Source organism: Anaerolineae bacterium, assembly GCA_035529315.1.
Classification (GTDB): domain Bacteria; phylum Desulfobacterota; class Desulfobacteria; order Desulfobacterales; family ETH-SRB1; genus Desulfaltia.
Map to the genome: position 1 here is coordinate 1 of DATKWZ010000033.1, position 21,776 is coordinate 21,776.

18 protein-coding genes and 2 tRNA genes are annotated in these 21,776 nt (G+C 42.9%); 6 read left to right on the forward strand and 14 right to left on the reverse strand.

From position 1 onward, the window contains the following. Positions 1–2,728: SDR family NAD(P)-dependent oxidoreductase (locus VMW78_06080; GenBank protein HUV50570.1), on the forward strand; the 2,728-nt coding region annotated here is incomplete at its 5' end. Here VMW78_06080 and VMW78_06085 read toward each other — a convergent pair. The 3 genes from VMW78_06085 to VMW78_06095 all read right to left on the reverse strand — a co-directional run bounded on the left by VMW78_06085 (position 2,696) and on the right by VMW78_06095 (position 4,600). Then, the gene (locus VMW78_06085) at positions 2,696–3,331 is read right to left on the reverse strand and encodes a hypothetical protein (GenBank protein ID HUV50571.1); all 636 of its coding nucleotides are present in this window, start codon (positions 3,329–3,331) and stop codon (positions 2,696–2,698) included. The genes VMW78_06080 and VMW78_06085 overlap by 33 nt on opposite strands. A 160-nt stretch (positions 3,332–3,491) precedes the next feature. Then, positions 3,492–4,154: a YkgJ family cysteine cluster protein gene (locus VMW78_06090; protein HUV50572.1), complete on the reverse strand. Its 663-nt coding sequence runs from the start codon at positions 4,152–4,154 to the stop codon at positions 3,492–3,494. A 152-nt stretch (positions 4,155–4,306) separates the two neighbouring features. After that, the gene (locus VMW78_06095) at positions 4,307–4,600 is read right to left on the reverse strand and encodes a hypothetical protein (protein HUV50573.1); all 294 of its coding nucleotides are present in this window, start codon (positions 4,598–4,600) and stop codon (positions 4,307–4,309) included. A gap of 1,140 nt (positions 4,601–5,740) precedes the next feature. Between VMW78_06095 and VMW78_06100 the strand changes: the two genes are divergently transcribed. The 3 genes from VMW78_06100 to VMW78_06110 all read left to right on the forward strand — a co-directional run bounded on the left by VMW78_06100 (position 5,741) and on the right by VMW78_06110 (position 9,303). Next, complete coding sequence (locus VMW78_06100; protein HUV50574.1) at positions 5,741–7,876, forward strand: molybdopterin-dependent oxidoreductase; 2,136 nt, start codon at positions 5,741–5,743, stop codon at positions 7,874–7,876. An 11-nt stretch (positions 7,877–7,887) separates the two neighbouring features. Next, positions 7,888–8,436 carry a 4Fe-4S dicluster domain-containing protein gene (locus tag VMW78_06105; protein HUV50575.1) on the forward strand — a complete coding sequence of 183 codons (549 nt, stop codon included), beginning with the start codon at positions 7,888–7,890 and terminating at the stop codon, positions 8,434–8,436. Positions 8,437–8,550: 114 nt separating this feature from the next. Further along, a complete protein-coding gene (locus VMW78_06110) occupies positions 8,551–9,303 on the forward strand; it encodes an HPP family protein (GenBank protein HUV50576.1) in 753 nt (250 codons plus the stop codon). A 400-nt stretch (positions 9,304–9,703) separates the two neighbouring features. On the opposite strand, the gene VMW78_06115 is transcribed toward VMW78_06110, so the two are convergent. The 11 genes from VMW78_06115 to VMW78_06165 form a co-directional block, all read right to left on the reverse strand. Next, positions 9,704–10,261, reverse strand: coding sequence for a hypothetical protein (locus VMW78_06115; protein ID HUV50577.1), 558 nt, complete (start codon positions 10,259–10,261; stop codon positions 9,704–9,706). A gap of 377 nt (positions 10,262–10,638) precedes the next feature. Continuing rightward, on the reverse strand, positions 10,639–11,226 hold the full coding sequence (locus VMW78_06120) for a lytic transglycosylase domain-containing protein (protein ID HUV50578.1): 588 nt from the start codon (positions 11,224–11,226) through the stop codon (positions 10,639–10,641). A gap of 438 nt (positions 11,227–11,664) precedes the next feature. Next, positions 11,665–11,862, reverse strand: a complete 198-nt coding sequence (locus VMW78_06125) for a YwbE family protein (GenBank protein HUV50579.1) — start codon at positions 11,860–11,862, stop codon at positions 11,665–11,667. Between the two features lie 342 nt (positions 11,863–12,204). After that, complete coding sequence (locus VMW78_06130; GenBank protein ID HUV50580.1) at positions 12,205–13,143, reverse strand: HNH endonuclease; 939 nt, start codon at positions 13,141–13,143, stop codon at positions 12,205–12,207. An 85-nt stretch (positions 13,144–13,228) separates the two neighbouring features. Continuing rightward, the gene (locus tag VMW78_06135) at positions 13,229–15,664 is read right to left on the reverse strand and encodes a DNA/RNA helicase domain-containing protein (GenBank protein ID HUV50581.1); all 2,436 of its coding nucleotides are present in this window, start codon (positions 15,662–15,664) and stop codon (positions 13,229–13,231) included. Then, entirely contained in the window at positions 15,661–16,005 is a 345-nt protein-coding gene (locus VMW78_06140) for a nucleotide pyrophosphohydrolase (GenBank protein ID HUV50582.1), read from the reverse strand. Before VMW78_06140 ends, VMW78_06135 begins: the two co-directional genes overlap by 4 nt. 12 nt (positions 16,006–16,017) lie before the next feature. After that, complete coding sequence (locus VMW78_06145; protein HUV50583.1) at positions 16,018–16,509, reverse strand: hypothetical protein; 492 nt, start codon at positions 16,507–16,509, stop codon at positions 16,018–16,020. 91 nt (positions 16,510–16,600) lie between these two features. Next, on the reverse strand, positions 16,601–17,971 hold the full coding sequence (locus VMW78_06150) for a tetratricopeptide repeat protein (GenBank protein HUV50584.1): 1,371 nt from the start codon (positions 17,969–17,971) through the stop codon (positions 16,601–16,603). Positions 17,972–18,392: 421 nt separating this feature from the next. Then, positions 18,393–18,728: a HigA family addiction module antitoxin gene (locus VMW78_06155; protein HUV50585.1), complete on the reverse strand. Its 336-nt coding sequence runs from the start codon at positions 18,726–18,728 to the stop codon at positions 18,393–18,395. 391 nt (positions 18,729–19,119) lie between these two features. Then, positions 19,120–19,196, reverse strand: a tRNA-Arg gene (locus VMW78_06160). Between the two features lie 4 nt (positions 19,197–19,200). Further along, positions 19,201–19,276: transfer RNA gene (locus VMW78_06165), tRNA-His, on the reverse strand. Between the two features lie 135 nt (positions 19,277–19,411). On the opposite strand from VMW78_06165, the gene hypE reads away from it, so the two are divergent. Continuing rightward, a complete protein-coding gene (gene hypE / locus VMW78_06170) occupies positions 19,412–20,422 on the forward strand; it encodes a hydrogenase expression/formation protein HypE (GenBank protein HUV50586.1) in 1,011 nt (336 codons plus the stop codon). Positions 20,423–20,440: 18 nt separating this feature from the next. Then, on the forward strand, positions 20,441–21,463 hold the full coding sequence (locus VMW78_06175; protein ID HUV50587.1) for an FAD:protein FMN transferase: 1,023 nt from the start codon (positions 20,441–20,443) through the stop codon (positions 21,461–21,463). Positions 21,464–21,776 lie beyond the last annotated feature (313 nt).

Consider the following 21,776-nt stretch of genomic DNA (forward strand, 5'->3'; position numbering starts at 1 on the left):
CGAAGTGGTCAGCAGCCTCACAGGATATCCTGTTGAAATGCTCAATCTTGACATGGATATTGAAGCAGACCTTGGCATTGATTCCATAAAAAGGGTGGAAATACTTTCCACAATCGAAGAAAAAATGCCGGACCTGCCTTCAGTTTCCCCGGAAATAATGGGCAAACTGAAAACACTTGGCCAGATTGCAGAACATCTTTCCGGTATTGTAAAAAAAGATGTGCATAAGATGCATGTAATTGAAAAAAGTTCAAATAAAGTTCAAAAAACAACTAAACCTCTTATAGATAAAATTGCCATAGATAAAATTGATCGAAAAATAGTGTCAATTGTTGAAAGGCCGCTTGTTTATGACAAAAGACTATCTATCCCGGCCGGAAGAAAGGTCTATATCACAGGAGATAAAACCGGTCTCTCACAGGCAATAGCTGATGAACTAGCATCATTTAATATAGATGCCATGGTTGTTTCACTCAAAACATTAAAGGGAAAAAAGGATCTGCCTCCTGCAGGAGGTCTTGTAATAGGGGCTACAGACCCGTTGGATGAGGCCTTCTTAAAGGATGCCTTTGCTGTTACAAGCCTGATTTCCCGGCAACTCATAGATTCGGCCGCAGATGGCGGGGCTGTGTTTGCGACAATAACCAGCCTTGACGGAGCATTCGGCTTTAAGGGCAAGGGAATGGCCAATCCTGTTATGGGAGGACTCGCGGGCCTTGCAAAAACCGCCTCAACTGAATGGGACGGCGTTAGATGCCATGCCATAGATATAGAACCGACCTGGAAAGACAAAAAGGGTATTGCAAAAAATATTGCTGCTGAGCTTTTAAATCCTGATCCATCAGAAACTATTGAAACCGGCCTGAACCATAACACGCGGCTTATATTGGAGCTTGTATCTTCTCCTTATCCTCAAGGCAAAATAGATCTCAACAAAGATGACGTAGTTATAATAACAGGAGGCGCAAGAGGTATAACAGCCGCTGCAGCATACGCCCTTGCGAAACATGCAAAACCTGCTGTTGTTCTTCTTGGCCGCTCTCCGCATCCGTTACCGGAACCTGAATGGCTTGCTTCCGCTCTTGATGAAGCAGCAATAAAAAAAGCGGTTGTTAAAAATGAATTAAGCAAAAAAGACGTTTCTCCGGCCTTATTGGAAAAATCATTTAAAAAGCATCTGGCAAATCGCGAAATTTTAAAAACCATGCAAAAGCTTAAAGAAACCGGCGTCACGGCGATCTATTATTCGGTGGATGTTCGCGATTTTCAGGCCGTCAATTCCGTTTTAGATGATGTCCGCTCTGCTCACGGCCCAATAAAAGGGATTATACACGGAGCTGGAATTCTGGAAGACCGCCTTATAGCAGACAAAACCATTGAGCAGTTTGAAAGGGTTTTCGACACAAAGGTTAATGGGCTCAAAGCGGTTCTTGAAGCTACTAAACAGGATAATCTTAAATATATTGTGCTTTTTTCATCAATAACCGCCCGCATTGGGAATAAAGGCCAGGCCGATTATGCCATGGCTAACGAAGTTTTAAACAAAACAGCGCAACAGGAGTCTATAAACCGGCCTGAATGCAAAGTCATCTCCATCAACTGGGGGCCGTGGGATGGAGGTATGGTGTCACCTTCTCTTAAACGGGAATTTGCGCGAAATAATGTAAAGCTGATTCCAATCGATTCAGGAGCTATGTGTATGCTCAGCGAAATGATGGGAGATAAAGACTCTCCTGTGGAAGTTGTTATTGGCGCAGAGATTCTTGCTAAACAAAACAAAGATGCTGTAAAAATTGAAGGTTTTACTTTGAAACAGGTCTCACCTTTAAAGAAAAAAGATAAACTTTCTTTAACAATAAAACGCGAAATAGATGTTGATAGATATCCTGTTCTTGAATCACATATCCTTGGAGGGAAACCTGTAATTCCTTTTGCGCTTATAGCTGAATGGCTGGGGCATGGAGCGCTTCACGGAAATCCCGGTCTTTTCTTCCACGGCCTTGATGATATGCAGGCTTTAAAAGGCATCAAACTTGACCGGCAAAAAAAGATTATCAGGCTCATGGCAGGCAAACCTGTAAAGAAAGGCCTTTTTTTTGAAGTCGATGTTGAAGTCAGGGACGGCGTAAAGGATGGGATGGATATTGTTCACTACAGGGCAAAAGCTGTTTTGACAGATAGTTTTTCGCAGCCGCCGCATTTTGATCGATTGGAAAAGATCGATTCAAAACCTTACCCCATGAGCATAGAGGAGATATATGATAAAATCCTTTTTCAGGGAATTGAACTTCAGGGAATAAAGGAAATTACAGGTTATTCGTCAAACAGGATGGTAGCGCGGATTTCCGCCGCCCCTCTGCCGGCGAAGTGGATGGTCGAACCCTTAAGAAGCAGATGGATAGGTGATCCTCTTGTCCTCGACTCAGCATTTCAAATGGCGATATTATACTCCTTCAAGGAGACAGGCCTTGTTTCACTTCCAAGCTATATATCTTCTTACCGTCAGTATCAAAAGGCTTTCCCGCGTGATGAAGTAACGGCAGTGCTTGAGGTAAAGAGAATGACAGACCATAAAATGACATGTGATTTTACATTTCTTGATAAGAATAATATAGTAGTAGCCCGATTAACCGGCTATGAAGCTGTAAGGGATGCTTCGCTTCTCAAGGCATTTAAGCCTGATCCGGATAATGGTTCAATCGCCGCCTTTGCAAGACGCAGCGCATGAAAGCGCTCTGCGCTTCACACGCAAAAGACCGGGGCTGTTATGCAGGTACATAAGTGGCGAAGAATATCCGGCCTCTATGAAATAACTTTCAAGTGTGTCAAAAACAACCCTGCGATCCGGCCATGTGTAAAGTTTCTCGCGCTTCTTTAATTCCTCCCATTTGTGCTCGAGCTGTGGGTTTTCGCTAAAGACCTCTTTTTTTACGTGGTCACATAGAAACATCTCGCAAACAATCGGCTTAAGCCGCCACATGCACCCTTTTTCCCCAAGATAGATGCACTTGAATTCGTTGCTTGGTTTTTTAAGAACCTCAAGCAAAAGATCCATGTCACTGTCTTGCGACATCAAAGCATTGACAACCACGTCTGCAAAAAATGTAATGATTCCCTCACGTGTACAACAGGCACTAAGCCGGCTCTTGTAACACTTTTGCGTACATACCCCGCTGAAACAGGTGGAAAAAAAAGAGGCTGCCTCCTCGCGAAAGTCTAAATAGCCTGCAACCTCGGATTCGAGCTGTTGTCTTTGCTTTAAGGAAAAGGTGGAAAGATGGCGCCGAACCATGTAAAGCGCATCTGACTGCTCCTTGTTATAAGAGTTCATAATATTTAGCATCCTGCCAATATATGATGGATGTTCCCGGAGCCTGCCTGCAATGCCTCTATTTCGCATGACTTGGTTTTGCCGCCGGGTCGCGAACTCAGGCCCTCCCTCCAGCCAAGCGGAGTGTGCTCAATTTGGGCAATATATTAACTGTAAAGGATTAGTGTTTTTTTAAAAAAGTTGACCGGCTCGATCCTTCCAAGCCAGCACAATATGCTGAGTTAGTTTTTATGATGTTGTATTGGTTTTGAGAATCGGTCATTTGAATTTCCAAACCGTATCTCTCAAGTGCCATGTAAATCGCCCTGTTAATTGGCATAAGACGACCCGATGGGTCAACACCCATTATCTGCAAGAAAAAGTCAGTCAAACCAGGAGCAGGTATTCCATGAAATATGGATTTCTCTGCATTCTCAACAACATCTGGCATAATATTTTTCTGAACAATGCAAACCGCCAGTTTGGGTTTTCCGGTCTTATCTTTTACTTTGGAAAATCCAAACAATCGGCATACCGATGGCCTCCAAGCATAGAAGCGACAATGGCCAATACCCATTCTCGGCGGGTTGGGGTCATAGAATATACATATCCCTTCATAGCATGTTGCCTGCGCCCGTTCCATCCAGATTTCCGCTTCCCCTCGATGAAATAATTCTCGCGCCAGGGGCAATAATTCAATCACATTAGCTTCAACCTTGGTAGATTTGCAACAAATTCCGCATCCAGGAGGACAATGCAGTTTTACTGCAAATTGAAAGGCTTCGACCTGAACGTCTATTTCTGAATAGATTGATAATATCTCATTAATAAACTTGTTTTCCATATGTCTTACATATATTTCTACAAATATAAAAGGCGGTAAGCTATATTCCACTTACCGCCTTCCCTTGAGGATTTTACCCTGAACCACCTCTTTTAGAAAAAGATGTTTATACAAAAAACCGCAAGAATTTATAAGCCTTAATAATTATCGTTTTAATCTCTGTCATCATAATCGTCGTCATCGATCTCATCATCTTCAGTTTCAAACGCTTCAAAACTGGTCACGTTAATCTTATAATTGTCATCTTTGTCTTTTGTAACAATGCCCTTTACTTCGACATCCTCATTCAAATAGTTAAACAAGTCCTTTCCTTGTTTATTAAGTTCAACCAGATAATCATCATCATCGGTTGAAATTTCGATCCCCACAACCGTATCATCCTCTTCAATAGGACTAACAAATCCAAAAAGGGTGACATCTTTTTGCGGTTTTTTAGCTTTTTTCATACCTTATTCCTTTCATATAAAATGTTTAATGTATAACCTGAATTTTCAAACATTGAATAATATTTCCATTGTTAATATTGGCTACGCAAAGCAATGCCTATGCCAATTTTATAACCTATTGATATTTATTATTTTTTAATTGGCATCATCTCTTGTGAATCGGAACTCGGTATTCCGAGATTAATGGAAATCTTTTCTATTTTACAAGCAACTATGATTTCGAGATAATCTAATCCATTGAAACTAAATGCAAATCTTAAAACAGGAATTCCATGTTCCGGTTTTTCCATAATTCGGATATAAAAGTTCTGCTTTGGCTTCCATCGATGGATTGTACCAACCGCCCGACAATTATATAGCGCAAAGCTCCCGGAGCATCTATTCGTGATTTTTCAGGTATGTAAACCGAATAACACATTGCACATCATGAATTAAGTTGAACCGCAAAAGCGAGCACATTCCCAGCAGCTTGCCGCTGGGTTAGCGAGCGAATCTGAAAATAGCAAACCTCCCTACGGTCGAAGATTCCGTGCGGCTTGCTACGGGGAGTTTCAATAGTTTAGGATGTCCGGGAAGCTTTCTTATTGATTCCGGAACCAAAATGTTCCTATAGCCCGACCCCCAAGGCTTCCGGGGCGAAGTTCATCGAAAAGCAGGTTTTTCAAGAACAACGATGTAAAGAAAGGAATCTCTGGCAGGAAAAGGGCTGGCTGAAATTATTTCAACCCGCCGTGAGTTTGTCTTTTAAACGTGGCGAAAAAAATCGCAAAAGAAAATCAATATTCACTTCTTGACGATACAAACTTATGAACTGAGGAATGTCCTCTAAGCTTCTGGGTGACCCCATTCATTTGTTCCACCATGCAGTGACAAATACCCACCCCACAGGAATTCCTCCTATTAAAATGAGGCCTTCTGTTTATAGACAAAGCCAATTGCAGACTGATAATAATTGATTTAAATCGGACATCTCCTGACTGAATGAATACACTTAGATGGAGGAGATAATATGATTTCTTCTCCATGCAAAAAAAATATTCCGGGAAAGACCTGACAAAGGAGCATTTTACCAAAGATTGTCAATTGCTTGAAAGCAATACAAGACATTCAGATATTGTCTGAAAAAAGGAGGATTGTCTTATGAAGAAAACAGGATGGATACCAACAGTATGTTATCAGTGTAAGGCCGAATGTGCCATTTTGGTGCGCGCGGAGGACGGCAAAATAAAGGAGATTAGAGGCAACCCACGCCATGGCGGCAAGGCGTGTGTCAAGGCCATGGCCGGCATTTCACTTGAATACAGCCAAGACCGCCTGACCCATCCCTTGAAGCGCGTGGGCAAGCGCGGCGAGGGCAAATTTGAGAGAATATCGTGGGACGAGGCTTTGGAAATCATCACGGCGAAATTGAAAGCGCTCAAAGATCGGGGCGAAGCGCATAAGCTCACGGCCAGCTTCTTTCCCCACAGCATTACCGATCCCAAATGGCGTTTTCTGAACGCATACGGCGGATTCATCAATACCGCTTTGCCCCACTGCGACTCAGCCAAAATTGTATCTTTTATCAAGACCATGGGCGGTGTTCCAAACCACCATATCCCGCCGGCATGGTTCACAGTGCCCAAAGGCGGCATCATGATTCTTGTCGGCCGGCATGCCTTTGGCGGCATGGATGATGCGGCTGTCCCCAGAGATATCCTGGATGCCAAAGCGCGCGGGGCAAAACTGGTGGTCATAGACCCGCTGTTTACTGCCGACGCCGCCAAGGCCGACTGGTGGATTCCCATCAAGCCTTCCGGTGATACGGCGTTTTTCCTGGGTATGATTTACCATATCATTGCCAACGATCTCTATGACAAGGAATTCGTAGACAACTGGGTCAGGGAAGGGGACTTTGAAAAACTTAGAGCCTATATCGCGGATAAAACCCCTGAAACCATGAGCAAAATCTGCGATGTGCCTGCGGCGACAATCAAGAAGCTGGCAGAAGATTGCGCAAAGGCCCCATCCGTGGGTATAGATAGCTTCAAGGGGATTATGCTGGGTCAAGCCTTGGACTTCGGTCACGCCTGGACAATTCTGCTGGCCATTACCGGCAACATCGACAACCCCGGCGGACAGCCCCTCCCGGACCTCACACCCCTGGCGTCGGTAGAACCTGTCCCTCAAGGGCCTGATTTGCACGAGCTGGGATGGCATCGCACAGGTCCGGACAGAGAAAAATTTGCCAAGTATTCTTTTATTATGGAGCCTGTCTGGTACGAGTCTCAGGCGATCAAAAACAATGACCTGAAGGTGCTAATAACTGCAGAGGCGAATCCTGCCTTAACAGAAATGGGGCAGGAGGAATGGCAGAAAGCGGTTTGCATGCCCGGTGAAAATAGCGAATACCGGTTAGAGCTTCTGGTCAGCCATGAAATCATGCATTCAGAAACTTCCAGATATGCCGATATCGTCCTTCCGGACAAGTCGTATTTTGAGCGCTGGGAGCTTTTGTACATGCCGTGGTGGTATAATTTCGGTCATGGGATCATCCTGCGACAGCCGATCGTAAAAGCGCCGGGTGAATGCCGTCATTCCAACGCGGTATTCATTGAAATCGGAAAGAGATTAACCCCTGAATATTTCCGGTTCAAGGATGACGTGGCTTACTATGACATACAGCTGGCGAGTCTGGGCCTTTCGGTGGAAAAGCTCCAGGAAATGGGCGGCGTCTGGTCGCCGGGCAGTATGGGTTTTAGAAAATACGAGAAGAGAGGCGGTTTCGGCACGCCAAGCAAGAAGTTGCACCTTTACTGGGAGGATCTTGAGGAGATGAACCAGGCGTTGCCTCGAACCGGGTTGGCCTCCGAATACGAGGTGGACGAAGATAAGTATCCGTTTATCCTGGTTTCGTACCGGAGTATTTTTCACTCGGGTTCCGGACAGTGGACGCACAACAACCCCCAGCTCCGAGACAGGGTGGGCGGCTTATATGAAAATCCGATTCTCGTGAATCGAGCAGCCGCTGAAAAAATAGGCATCGATGACAAAGATATGGTTACTCTATCATCGCGCACGGGACGCGTGAAAGTCAGGGTTAAACTGACCGAGCGAATCAGGCCCGATTGTATTGGCATCCATCACGGATTCGGTTCCACAGTGGGATCGGTGGCTTCGACGGGCGAAGGCGTGAGCGATAATATTCTAATACCGGACGCGGGCTCGACCCTTGAATGGCAAGACGTTGTTGGGGGTGAATCCCATGTTTCCTGCCGTGTCCAAATTGAGAAATAGAGGAGGAAGTCATGAAACAATTAAGCTTGATGATAGATTTGGAACGGTGCATCGGATGTAAGACGTGTATCGCGGCGTGCCGCAATTATCATGAACTTGTAGACCATGAAGCGGGCATACCGAACGAAATCCCCTATTATTTGAGAGTCGAAAGCAAACGCGAGGGGACGTATCCGGATGTGTCGGTAACCAGTTGGGTTGTCCCCTGCCTCCATTGCATAAATGCCCCGTGTGTTAAAGCCTGCAAAGCCAATGCCATTGCAAAGGATCCGGAGACGGGGATCGTCCGAATCGACGCTGAAAAATGCGTGGGCGCAAAAGACTGCATTGAAGTTTGTCACTATAACGTCATCCAGTTCAACGAGAAGGATAATTTTGCCCACAAATGCGATATGTGCTTTGATCGGGTCCATTCAGGAGAAATACCGGTCTGTGCAGAGGTTTGTCTAACCAATGCGATCACTTTTGGGGAGCGGAAGTTGCTCAAGCAACGGGCCGTTGATAATGGCCGAAACGTGGTTAAGAAGATGAGCACGCAATCGATATTATACATACGATAGCAGACCGGGACTGCATGCATGTATGCGAAGAAGAACCATCTCTGAAATGGTCTCCTCCGGATACAGGGCTCTCATAACACAAAAATCGGTTTGTTGGCTCGGAGGTAGAATACCATGATTCAATTTCGGTTCGTATTTCCCACGCGTCGGGAGTTTAAACAGGATTTTTACAGGCCGGGAGTCATTTCGCTGACGAGGATACTTTGGGGCTCCTTTGGCGCAGGAATCCTCCTGCTTGTCATCGGCATTTTTTCTCGAACATTCCAGGTGGGCGTCCTCTACCCCCCTTTGGCTGCAACCTGTTTTATTAACGCCACCTGCGTCTATTTGCGGGTGGCGCGGCCAAAATCAATCATCGTTGGGCATTTTGTGTCCGCCATCGGCGGCGTCTTAGCCGTATGTGTGGGGGAATCACTCTTTGGGGGCACGCGTTTTGCGATCCCTATCAATTTGGGTCTGGCTGTGCTTTTTGCCGCCGTATTCATGCAGATTTTTGACGCGGATCATCCACCTGCCGCCGCAACAGCTGCAATTCCAGTAATTTTACCATTACCCACGTCGGCCTTGCTCTTACCTCTGCACATGGCCTGGGGTTCGGTGATTGCCGTGGTATTTGCTTTTGCCTGGAATCGGCTCTGGTTCGAGTGGCCCCCGCCAGATCCCGAGTGCCGTGTGCCCCGGTTCAATTTGCATATGGAAAAAGCCGATTTTTTCGGCACGGGAATTTGTATTCTGGGCTTCTTGCTGATGTGCGTAAAACCATGGCTGGATATTATATACAAGGTTGGACTTTTCATAATGCTTGCCGGTATCATTGTTCTGGCAACACACCACTTTTTCAAAATAGAATTGGTAAGAGAAAAATAAGGGGAGACTTTGGGGCCGTCCATTGGATTATTGGTTTGTAATCGTTGTCCTGTTTGATACCAATAAAGAATGCTACGCAAAGCTCTATTAGATGCTCCGGGCGTACCGCATTATATTATCGTCCACGGAAAAAGAGAGACATCCTTAAATAATTAAATATCAACATGCTGAAATAAAGTTATTTAAAAGTTTAACCCTTGGTCGTTATTATAAAACAATTATAAAAAAAACTGACTTATTTCTCAGAAATCTAATCTGAAGGATGTCCCGAATAAATACTCACCCGGCCTTTTCTTGGCAACAGCACAAAAACAACAAAGGCATGAGAAATTTATAATCTGAAGGATGCTGCGGAAGCCTCCCCCGATTGCAGGTGCTCTCCATGCTAACCCCTGCGTGCTTATGGTTTCGGTATGTAATCAAATATCTTCTTGGCCAGTTTAGTTGCCATTTTCGCCAGATTCGGCTTGAACAAATGGTATGTTTCCTTGGCTGTGTGAGCTGCTTTCCAGTAAATGACACCGGTTGCGACATCAACCATTTTTATTGCCATCCCAACCTCTCCGTTCTTTTCACCGGCATAGACTCCATAGCCCCATTTACTCACCTCACCCACAATAATGGTGTCTGCCTGCAAAATTTTACCGATCTTTAGTACACTCTCCTTATCGGAAACCCCCACCGACCTCAATTTTGATGTGTAATCCATAATGGCGTTCTGCAGATCGCCATCATTGGACATCTGAGACTTTGCTGTCAGGGGATCTATGACACGTTCGAAGCGTTTTGCCGTAATGGCAGCATCAAAAATTGCCATTGCCACTTTGTCGATGTCATGCTCCGTCCCTTCGGGCATCTTGATGGCCGGAAGTACAACGGCCACTTTTGGCTGGAATGTTTTAGCATTGGGCGCTATTTCATTGTAGTTGATAGAAGCGCAGCCAGATGCAATGAACAAAAACAAACCTAAACACAGTATCGTCCTCAATTTTTTCATCATCATTTCCTCCATTGCTATTATATGCCGGTTGTGCCGCCGTTCATCAAGACTGCAGTGTTAAAAGAACCGGATGTAATCTTTGGGATAACAGTTGAGTTGAAAATTATTTACAACAACGCGTAATTGCCAAAATAACCAAATGCCTGACTGCTGTCAATATTGAATGCCGTTTGAAATGTTGAGAAAAATGGTGTCAAATTTCCTTGCGTTCGAAGATTCCGTGCAGCTTGTCGGAACAAAGCGGAAATCCCGTTCCAGCGGGGCTACGGGGAGTTTCAATAGTTTAAGATGTCCCGAAATATCCTCTTGTGAAATGAATTATCTGAAAGTCTATCTCAGCCTTTTTTATTTATTAAAATATTATAAGATTTCATAACTTTTTTAACATAATTTTGTGTCTCCTTTATCGGAGGAATGTCGTTATAACGGTCCACCATGGTCGGGCCGGCATTATATGCGGCAAGCGCCAGCGGCAGCTTCCCGTTATAGCGCTCTAAAAGCTCTTTTAAATAACAGGTGCCTCCCATTATATTTTCTCCCGGGTTAAAGGGATCTCTTATACTAAACCTTATGATATTCTCCGGCATTATTTGCATAAGGCCTAATGCGCCTGCTTTTGAAACAGCCTTTGGATTAAAATCCGACTCAACATTAATTATAGCTTTTAACAACAGGAAAGAAACATCATGCTTTTTTGATGCTTCGGTAATATAGCGATCATATTTGTTTGTTGAGTATGAATTGGACGATTTTGCAGGTCTTTCCCTGATGTATATCCGATAATTGGAAGATTTGGGCACATCGGCAAAATGAAGTCTCCCTTTACTGTCAACATACCTGTATATGTCGGCGTGACAGGGCAGGACAGATGTTAATATAATAAGGACTGCCCAGATAATGCTGGAATAAATATATTTAATCATATCTGAAGAAAGGGATCAGATAGGGGGCAAGCCTACGTTTGACCCCTATTGATACTGTTTTGTAGTTTACCTATCTGGTTTTTAATTTTTCTATCATATTGTTTAAGCTTCGAAACTCTTTATAATATGCTGCTTACGGTGCTGTATGCTTTGATATTAAACAGCTCACTTATGTTTTTTCAGTTCAATTACCACGTCAACCTATAAACTAATGCCCCGCAAGTCCCGGCCTTTTCTTGGCAACAGCACAACAACAACCAAGGCATGAGACTTATAATCTGAAGATGTCCCGGAAGCTTCACACTTGTCCGGAAGATCTTGGGACTGCATGCGAGCATTTCTGCTACCCAACGCGGAAGCCTGATCGTGAAGTCTGTCTGCAACAGTGTCACCTCCTTGCCCTCCTTTTTGTTTTTCTGTCAGAGAATTGATCTGAGGTCAACCGTGAATGATTTTGACCCTCCCCACCAGGCCGTTTTCCAAACGAACCTTGATCCCGTGGGGATGTGTGGTGGATTTTGTCAGAATATCCCGGACGATGCCTTTGGTAAGCTTTCCGGTTCTCTGGTCCTGCTTTAATACAATGGAAACTTTCAGGCCGGCTAGAATATCGGCTCTTTTTGTTCCGTCAGTCATTTGGAAATTCCTTTGTTTCTTTTATGAGCCTGGTACTGCGCTTAATAGTGGGGCGATTTTTCATTTGCCGGTTAGCCAATATTTTTTAGATAGTGTAAAGCTCCCGGAGCCTGCCCGTCATCGCGAGCTCAGGCAAGGCGGGCGGGCATCTATTCGTGATTTTTCAGGCAGGCAAGCCGAATAACATATTGCATATCATAAATTAAGTTGAATATAGAATGTCCTGAATATTCACCCGGGCTTTTCTTGCCAACAGCACAAAAACAACGAAGGCATGAGAAACTTATAATCTGATGTCCTGTAAGCCAGAAGCAGACACGTCCAAAAAGCAGACAAAAAAATTTATCCCCTGAAAACATTCTCATTGTGCCACGTGAGAAATTCTCGGCTGGGCTTGCATTGTGGGTCCGCTGGAGCATGTATTTTTCCCCCATGAAAGCCGTAATAGTATCTACCGTTATCGAATTCTTCATGAATACGTCTGCTGACTTCAAAGTGGTAATCGGGAGAGACAGTTACATATCCGCTATCAAAGAGTCTGTGGATGTCAGATCTCAGAAGAATGCCATTTTCAATAAGATGTGGACCGCTATCACTGAAAGGTTTAATATGTGCAGCTTCCAAGGTGGGGAGCGTTTTCTCTTGCGTTATAGCGCATCTCCTTTGATAAGCGTCCGTAACGATGACTCGAAAACCACCTTGCCCCAATCGAGGCAATACCAGCGTGGGGGGGCCATAGCGCGACTCTTGTTCAGAAATCATCCTTTGGTCAACAAAGAAGTCTATCTGTGTTGAAGCCAACTTTGCAAGCACTTCATTCCAAAGACTCTGGCCGTGGCCTTGGTTTAGATTGTACGTCTTGCCTTGAACAATATTGAGGCTAAAATCTGGTGGAACTGGAATCCAGTCATTTTTGCTAAAGAAAAAAAATGGTTGGGTAAGGATAATACATCCGATTTTGTAATCTTCCATTGATGGCGACTTTTCACGACGGTACTTCTCTGTGCGTCTCTTCATTTCCAATAAGGAGTTAGCACCGTTTTTCAATCCAAACGCCTTCCAAGCCAAGCTTATGGGCAAGATCGAGCTGTGTGCAAAAAAGCCACCGCCAACAACGTAATTTTGTGGTGCATGTAGCTTAAATAGGAAGGGTTCTCCAGGCTTCAGGGCGCGGAACTGGCTCTTCCCACTCGGCTGCCAGAAATTAACTTCATCAATACCCGGCTGCTGCGCGAGAAACGCAAACCAATCATTATCTGTGACACCAACAAAGCCGTTCATCTGGAGTTTCTCACATTATGGTCATTTCGAATTCGAGCAAATGTTAATACTTCCGCAACATCCCTCTGCGCTCCTTAAACTTGGGCTACCCAAGAACTGCAACAAGTTCAGCAATTATCTTTAAATCACCAACCTGATCACCTTTAAGGATGATAGGTTTATATCCCTCTGCGGTTGTATCGGGATGGAGTGTTATTTCCTCATGCTCCCATGTTCCATCAGTCGCATAATTCTTTTTACTGGCATAAACCTTAATTGTATAATGGCCACCCATATCGACATCCTGTATTTCCCTATGCCAAACCAAGACTGCTTTCCCTTTTCTGGTTCCAGCCGGATCTTTACGAAACAGACACCACGAGCCATTTGGAATTCGGCGATTCATGGATTCTCCAACAACCTGCGTAACAAAAAGGTTATTATTTATTCTGAATTCTTCAGGCAATTGAACCCACTCATGATCTTCAACTTGTTGTTCAGCACTAAACTGACCAGCTGCTATTTTGAGGTCGTATATCGGCACAGCATTTTCAAACGGTTTAACATCACGATGCTTCAATATCTTGAGTTTTAACCCCGGATATCGATCTAATTGAAACTCTTCTTGATTAACCAACACAGCTTTTGCACGTTCCACCCGCTTCTGTTTATAAGCAACTGATTTTGCTAGTTCTGAAAAATATGCATTTGTTTCTGAATCTGTGCTGTAGATATAACAACCCTTTTGGCCTCGGGACATCAGTGTTCTGTAGGTATTCTTAACAATAGCTCCAGCTTTAACAATGGCAGCTTCCGGGTTCTCTCTTAATGCCCTTTTATAGCCTTTTAGAGATTGATCTGTTTTTGCTCGTTGATCTGGCTGAACTACCACTTCACCATTTCTGATGACTATATCTGGGCCAAGAATCACACCTATGTAATCTACCTCTAATCCTTGGCATGTATGGATACAGCCGACTTCATTTACTGACTCTGGTTTGAGAATCCATAAATTACCATCTGCCGTGAGATTCCATTGCATCGCGAAGTTATGTTCATTAATGACTATGTCGTTTTGCGCTTTATTTTCTGGTTTTTTGCTTACCCAATTCCAGCAATAACCTGCTACTAACCTTGCTTTATTATTAAGATTATTCTTATTTAGGATGGCATCTCTTAGTTTATTGGGTGAACCGAAAACCCGAAAGTCGTAATCAACACCTTCTAGGGTGTCATTTGCGGTTTCTTTTATTTGTAAAACATTATCGAGCCAAGCCAGATAACCATCTGAGCCATTACATCTAAACTGTGATTGCAGCTCCATACTATGAACAGTTGCACCGAGTTTATTGGCCCATTTTTCTATTGTCTTTATTTTGCCAATATCCTTCCATGTAACACGCTGATCTTCATCGATAAAAAAGATGCTGGATTTAGCTGCCTGAATGATTTCCTTTATTTGATTTTCACCCAGGTTTTGGAACATGCCTGATTTTTCATTAAGACGGTGGGCTTCATCAACAATTAATGAATCGAAGATATTCGGCTCACATTTTGTATAGGCGCCTGATCCACTGAACAAATTAGAAATATGACTCTTGGTGAACGAACCCGTCAGGACACTTTCATAGACAGCACGTGGTGCAGCGTTTTTTGTCACATATTGTGTAACGAGTCGTTTATTTGTTAGCTGTACAAGCAGGTTAATGGCCACTACAGACTTGCCTGTACCTGGGCCACCTTCTACGATCAAGACATGCTTATCTTTAACAGTTGATATTTGCGCTAAATTTAATGCTGTTTCATAGACAAGCTTTTGGTCGTCAATCATAAAGAATTCTTCATTGCCTTGAAGCATCGACAGAAGTTTATCGGCCAGATTCTTGGATGGCCTGATCTTGCCATTATCAATCTCAAACATGACTTGGCCGGCATCGCCATAACGTATGAATTGTTTGATAAAATCGGTGAGCCTTTCAGCATCTTTTCTAATAAATGATGGTGCTTTTTGAAGATAGCTTTGATATCGAGGATTTTTAATGACATCCTCTGATTCCATATTATGTAAATATGCACATGGATTTAGCGTTATGTGCTGCTCCTGCACCGCTTCATTAAAATCTTCAAGTAAGGCTGCGTATGTCCAGGCTTGGTATGACGGATGATTAACTTCTCGCTCCGCCCCATTTATAATTGTTTTTACGATGGCATCTTTATCTGTGAGCTTTGCATCCGACCATTGTTTGAGCTCTACAATGACTGCTGTACTTCTATTTTGGTCATTCGTGCCGGTAAGAATAATATCGATACGCTTCGAGGTTTGTGGAATTCTATATTCAATGGCCACGCCTGTATTATCAGGAATACCATCATCTTCCAGTATATTGCTCATATACATCATGGAGTTTTTCCATGAGTTTATTTCTGACTTGCTGGTGGAGTGCCCAAGGTTGCGCTGATAGGCTTCGAGTATTAATTGTTCAATCCGGTTATCACGGACATCCTGCCTGAACTCTGATTTGGTCGAAGAATATACGATCATTTGTCAAGTTCCGTGTATTTTTTAGCATTTCCCTTTGCTTTACCCACGGGATATTTTCGCTCGTTGACTTCAATCTTACTCTGAGCGGCTGCAAGTAAATCTATTCCCAGCTTATCCGCCAGCCGGATTAGATATATGAGAATATCGGCCAATTCGGTTTCGACTTCTTCCAGTTTATCATTCGGAAGGTTCTTGCTTTGCTCTTCAGTAAGCCACTGAAAATGTTCAACAACCTCCGCCACTTCGACGCTGAGCGCCATAGACAGGTTTTTGGGGGAATGGAATTGATCCCAGTCTCGTTCTTTAGCGAACTCTCTGAGCTTTTTAATGAGCTTTTGCATTTAAACTCCCAATTAATGAACATTTGATTTATGGACATCAAGCGCCATTTTGTATGCATCTGCAAAATCGAGTCCTGTATCGAGATCAGGTTCAATAATCTTGAAGCCTGTGTACATCAGGCACAAAAGATGAAGCCCTGTAAATTTTTTCTCTGGGATACTTTTTAAGAGATGTGTTCTGTCAGGGTCGCTATAATCTATGCCTTTTGTTCCGAGCATGCCGATTTCTGAAACAATACTAAAAATTTCTTCTCGTGATTTATTGTCAAATCTTTGAAGAGCATCGAGGCAATAGTAAAAAGCCGCTGGTTCTTTTTCTTTCAGGAGTTCAGGGTTGGTTGTGCCATTGGGAGAGCTTTCTTCCGGAGACGGTTCTGTTATGTCCAGTTGCCAGTCATACCAGCCTTGCAGTTTCAAAAGCCGTGCATATTCATCAACCATCTCATATTCATCGCCTGGGATAAAAGAATCGATCTTTTCTTTCCAGATGTTGAACAATTTCATGCCAGCCTGGAAAACTTTCGATTTTTTATAGGGCGCGGCATAGTTTGATTTGTTATTTAAAAGATAATCAAGAAAAAGAGCTGAAGCGCAATTAAGCGTTATATTGGCATGGTATATGAAGGGGGGGGGTAAGCTTTCTTATTTTACTGCTTGTAAAAACGTAGAGTGCTTCCTTGTGCAACTGGTCTAGTGAAACGATCTGGCTTGGACGCAGTTTATCATATTTTTGAAAAATGCTGTATTCAACCATCATGTCAAGTGGGCAGTTGAAAAGCTGATTGCATAGTCCGCTTGTAATTTGAAGCGTTACCTGTGTTATTTTATCCTCTGCGTAGCCTTGTTTTTGCAGTTTATGAATATGATCGCTGATTGAACGTATGGCATGTTCTCTTGTCTTGGCAGTTGTAATAAAATAACGGTTGCGACCTTTTTTTCTATCTGCATCTTCAAGCAAAATGTGCTCGATTTCGTGGGCAATAAGATGCGGAGTAACAGCGGGCGATTTTTTACGATATTTGATAAGATGTTCATTCCGTTTGTGCTTCCAGGCCATCTGAGCTATCGCAGAAACATATTCAAGTGAATTGTCTTCAAGAATCTGTATGGGAAAGCCGGTTCTTTCTTCAGCCTCTTTTTTATAGTCCAAAATGTAGGCTATAAGTTTGTCGCAGGATTTTTCCGCGATATTTTTATTGATCTCTAAAAACAAATTCCATGCCTGTTGATAAACCTGCTTACTCCGAATATCATCAGATTCTGGTTGATCAAATAATCTATTAAGCAGTTCTATTGCTTGCTCGTCATTATCTGTAGACTGATATAAAAGGGAGAGTCCATAATATGTATTGGGATAGGATGGGTCATTTACAAGGGCTTTTTCAAACAGATCCCGAGCTTCTTTAAATTGTTTTTTCTCCATTTTCAAGGCTGCATAATTGTTAAGGAGGATATTATCATCCGGTCGTATAGAGAGCCCCTTCTGAAAATAGAATTCGGCGACATCAAGATTATGATTGTATTTTGCATAAATGTTTCCAAGCAGGAGATATGACCAGACATTATTTGTGTCCAGTTGAATACATTCCTTCAGGTATTTTTGCGCCTTATCTGAATTCCCTGATTCAAGATAGGCCATTGCAAGGTTTCTTCTTGCATCTACATGATTAGGGATTACGCCAAGCACCTTTAAGAAACATTTAATAGCCTTCTGATATTCTCCCTGCTGAGCCTCATTAACCCCTTTTTTATAGGTTTTTAAGGCTTTATTAACATCTTCCTTCTTAGGTTCTTTCAGCTTAATAATCGCAATTCCGTCCTGTATATTGATATCTATCGAGGAGGCAAGAAAACCATATGAACTTTTAAGAAGGGAAATTGCTTCTTCCTCAGGTAGTGTGGAAAGGTCAATGTTTTTTAATGGGTCCAGGATGATGTCTTTTAATGGCACAGAAACGATTATCATAAAATACCTTGTACTACATTCTATAGAAATTAAAAGAAAAAACTTATCATTGTCAGGTGATTAGGAGGAAAAAGTCCTCTTTAAATAAATTAAAAATAACGAAATCTATCCTTGGACGGGGCCTAAAAATATTGACTGTTAATTAAGCCGCTTTCTTCATTTCAATACATTCATACTCCTCGGGCGAACAATAATCAATAAAGCTATGGAGCCGCTTTCGATTAGTTTTACTCATCGTTACTCTCTTGCTTGTGCTTGCCATGAATCCGTTTGATTTTCCTGTCAAAGTTTGCAGCCGGTACAAATCAGTGGTTTAAGAAACAGGGGTTAATATCCATTAAGGAACTCTGTGTGAATATTCACTATTCCCGCCAAGCCGTGGTGTTGTGGGGGCTGAGGGAGAAAACCCTTAGCTGTTCGATTATGCTCCGGCGCTATGCTGTAAACTATTGCCGGTATCTTTAATAGGGATAACTCGTCGTTCAATATCCGCCCAAATTTTACGCTTCATAATTCGCAGATCATATTCAGTTTGCAGATTTAGCCAAAACTGAGCTTCAACCCCAAAATAACGCTGTAGCCTCAAGGCTGTGTCAGCAGTAATGGACCTTTTCCCATTCACAATTTCACTTATCCTGTTGGGGGGAACTGAAAGATCCCTGGAAAGCTGGTTAATGCTAATGCCTAAGGGCTCTAAAAAATCCTCACGAAGGATTTCACCCGGTTTTATTGGATCAAGATTTTTTTTTGTACTCATATGGGCACCTCAGTGATCGCCAGTAATTTCAACATGGTACGCATTACCGTCATTCCATTCGAAACTTTTTACGAGTTCATCAATTTTAACTCAATCAAAAAAAATGAGAAACCATTTAACATAATTGTCCTGGACCTGTATAAAAGACTTATGAAGGATATTAAATGCATTCAGTTCCTGCAGTGGGCTTTGCCACGCCTGCTCATGAGATGGCCGGGTTTCCGCAAGGTGCGAGAGCAGGTCTGTAAACGTATCGACCGGCGTATAAGTGAGTTGCGGCTAAACGATGTGGAATCCTATCGTGAATACTTACAGGTTCATCCGGATGAAGAGGAAGGCTTTAATTCAGTCAAACAGGATCAAGATAAAAAAGGAGTGGTATTGAAATCATTGGTACGCCCGGCAGGATTCGAACCTGCGACCTACGGATTCGAAGTCCGGCGCTCTATCCAGCTGAGCTACGGGCGCGAAATGGGGTGAGTGAAGGGGCTTGAACCCTCGACCCCCAGGGCCACAACCTGGTGCTCTGCCAACTGAGCTACACCCACCATATTTAAAAACTATCATATCATATTATCTATTTCAAGAGGTTTTATTGTCATTGAATATATTCTTTACGTTCATCTTTTTTTCTGCCATAATTTTTTAAATTAGCACCAAATAATAAGAAAAGGATAAAATCAATGAAAAATGATAAAATTCTTTTAGATCATGGAAGCGGAGGGAAAATATCGCATAGCCTGACCGCAGAAATTATGCTTCCCATATTTGACAATCCAATACTTTCCAGGCTTGATGACGGCGCGATATTTGATCTTGGAGGAAAACGGCTTGCATTTTCCACGGACACATACGTTGTTGATCCAATTTTTTTTCCTGGTGGCAATATCGGAGATCTGGCAATAAACGGAACGGTAAACGACATTGCCATGTGTGGCGCAACCCCTGTTTATCTTAGTGTCGGGCTGGTAATTGAAGAGGGCTTTTCCATCGCGGATCTTAAGATAATACTTAAAAAAATGGCCTCTGCCGCGGCAAAAGCCAACGTAAAGGTTGTAACCGGAGATACCAAGGTGGTCCCAAAAGGAGCCGCGGACAAAATTTTTATAAATACTTCAGGGATTGGAACGATAAATAAACATGTTAACATCGCCAGTAACAGGGCATGTCCAGGGGATAAGATTATTTTGAGTGGGACTATTGCCGAACACGGCATTACGGTTTTAACCCAGAGAGAGGGGATGAAATTTGCCTCCTCGCTTATAAGCGATACCGCTCCATTAAATAATATGGTTGGATTGATGCTGTCCGCAAGCAATAATGTTCATGTGCTGCGTGATCCTACCCGCGGAGGCGTCGGAACCTCCCTCAATGAAATTGCCTTGAGTTCAAAGGCGGGTATAAGGATATACGAGGATAAGATACCGGTTAAGGATGAGACAGCGGGAATTTGTGAGCTTCTGGGTTTTGATCCTCTTTATATAGCCAATGAAGGGAAGCTTCTTGCTTTTGTGGGCCCTGATGATGCGGAAATAGTACTGTCAGCTATGAAGGAGGATGAATTCGGCAGGGATTCATGTATTATCGGCGAGGTGATTTCCGATTCGCCGGGCAAAGTATTTATGCAAACCCGCATTGGCGGCAGCAGAATTGTTGATATGTTAACGGGTGAACAGTTGCCTCGAATCTGTTAAAAAAAATTTTCTACTATTATGAAAACATCCGTACAATTAATTCTCCTGGTTATCTGGTTTTTGTGGCCTGCCGGCTACGGGGTGGCGCAAGAAACGCTTATTTCAGGAAAAACAATGGGCACAACCTATCATGTAAAGGTTGTACTTGGACATTCTGCAAAAGCTGAAGGGCTTAAAGAAAGAATTGACATCAGGCTTAAAGAGATAAACCAGAGCATGTCCACATTTATAAAGGACAGCGAAATCAGCAGGTTTAATAGATTAAGTCTCGTGGGTGAAAGATTTTATGCTTCGGATGATTTTCTGCGCGTCATGATTATTGCTAAAAATCTCTATAAACTGTCAAACGGAGCATGGGACGGCACTATAATGCCGATTGTTGATTTGTGGGGCTTTGGCAGCAAGGAAAAAAAAAGAAATATTCCTGAAAACAAAGAAGTAGACAGGCTTTTACCCGAGATTTGTTTCGAGCATATTGAGATTCTTGAAAACAGATATCTTGTTAAAAAAAAGGTTCCGATATCTGTTGATCTTGCATCCATAGCAAAAGGGTACGCTGTTGATCAAATTGCGGAACTAATTAAAACAAGCGGGATACAAGACTTTATCGTGGAGATCGGTGGCGAGGTATATGCTTCGGGCTTCAGGGAAGATGGCAAGCTTTGGAGGGTCGGAATCAACAGGCCTGATAAAGATGCCCCTTTTGATCAGGCGCATAAGATTGTGGCCTTACATAACAGAGCTCTTGCAACGAGCGGTGATTACAGAAATTTTTTTGAAATAGACGGCAAAAGCTATTCACATGTATTTAATCCAAAAACAGGCTATCCTGTTTCCAGGAGTGTTGCAGGCGCTTCAGTTCTTGCGGACAGATGCGCATTTGCAGATGGTCTTGCAACCGCGCTTATGGTTATGGGTGTTGAAAAAGGGCTCCAGCTTGTCAATACTATAGATGGAGTTGAATGCCTGATAGTCGTATGTGAGAAAGATAGAACATTGACTGATCATTGTTCGCAGGGATTTATATTGACAACAAATTAATATTGCTGTAGTTTTTTTGTTTTAAAAACAGATAAAAAAGGGGATATTTTAGATTTTGTTGTATAATGCTAAAATATAACCAACTTAAGTTTTGCGCCCTTTTTATTTATTAAAGTCTTTAACCCTCCTAAGGCGGATAAAACGGTAAGGGCCAAAATAAATTTTTAAAGCGAAATATTATTTCTTAAGCTTTCGACAACGGCACCAATAACCAACATTAAGACAATGCTTGAAACCACGTATGAGTTCAGTAAGTTATATATCCTTTGTGCCTGTTCTCGGCACAAGTCGTTGAGTGCTGGTTAAAAAAGAC

What these genes read in the sequence shown, in the direction of transcription:
- VMW78_06130 (HUV50580.1), bottom strand. Translation starts at nt 13,143, where the DNA reads ATGAACGGCTTTGTTGGTGTCACAGATAATGATTGGTTTGCGTTTCTC.
- VMW78_06090 (HUV50572.1), bottom strand. Translation starts at nt 4,154, where the DNA reads ATGGAAAACAAGTTTATTAATGAGATATTATCAATCTATTCAGAAATA.
- VMW78_06150 (HUV50584.1), bottom strand. Translation starts at nt 17,971, where the DNA reads ATGATAATCGTTTCTGTGCCATTAAAAGACATCATCCTGGACCCATTA.
- VMW78_06120 (HUV50578.1), bottom strand. Translation starts at nt 11,226, where the DNA reads ATGATTAAATATATTTATTCCAGCATTATCTGGGCAGTCCTTATTATA.
- VMW78_06100 (HUV50574.1), top strand. Translation starts at nt 5,741, where the DNA reads ATGAAGAAAACAGGATGGATACCAACAGTATGTTATCAGTGTAAGGCC.
- VMW78_06095 (HUV50573.1), bottom strand. Translation starts at nt 4,600, where the DNA reads ATGAAAAAAGCTAAAAAACCGCAAAAAGATGTCACCCTTTTTGGATTT.
- VMW78_06140 (HUV50582.1), bottom strand. Translation starts at nt 16,005, where the DNA reads ATGCAAAAGCTCATTAAAAAGCTCAGAGAGTTCGCTAAAGAACGAGAC.
- VMW78_06135 (HUV50581.1), bottom strand. Translation starts at nt 15,664, where the DNA reads ATGATCGTATATTCTTCGACCAAATCAGAGTTCAGGCAGGATGTCCGT.
- VMW78_06085 (HUV50571.1), bottom strand. Translation starts at nt 3,331, where the DNA reads ATGAACTCTTATAACAAGGAGCAGTCAGATGCGCTTTACATGGTTCGG.
- VMW78_06105 (HUV50575.1), top strand. Translation starts at nt 7,888, where the DNA reads ATGAAACAATTAAGCTTGATGATAGATTTGGAACGGTGCATCGGATGT.
- VMW78_06125 (HUV50579.1), bottom strand. Translation starts at nt 11,862, where the DNA reads ATGACTGACGGAACAAAAAGAGCCGATATTCTAGCCGGCCTGAAAGTT.
- VMW78_06175 (HUV50587.1), top strand. Translation starts at nt 20,441, where the DNA reads ATGAAAACATCCGTACAATTAATTCTCCTGGTTATCTGGTTTTTGTGG.
- VMW78_06110 (HUV50576.1), top strand. Translation starts at nt 8,551, where the DNA reads ATGATTCAATTTCGGTTCGTATTTCCCACGCGTCGGGAGTTTAAACAG.
- hypE (HUV50586.1), top strand. Translation starts at nt 19,412, where the DNA reads ATGAAAAATGATAAAATTCTTTTAGATCATGGAAGCGGAGGGAAAATA.
- VMW78_06155 (HUV50585.1), bottom strand. Translation starts at nt 18,728, where the DNA reads ATGAGTACAAAAAAAAATCTTGATCCAATAAAACCGGGTGAAATCCTT.
- VMW78_06145 (HUV50583.1), bottom strand. Translation starts at nt 16,509, where the DNA reads ATGAAATTGTTCAACATCTGGAAAGAAAAGATCGATTCTTTTATCCCA.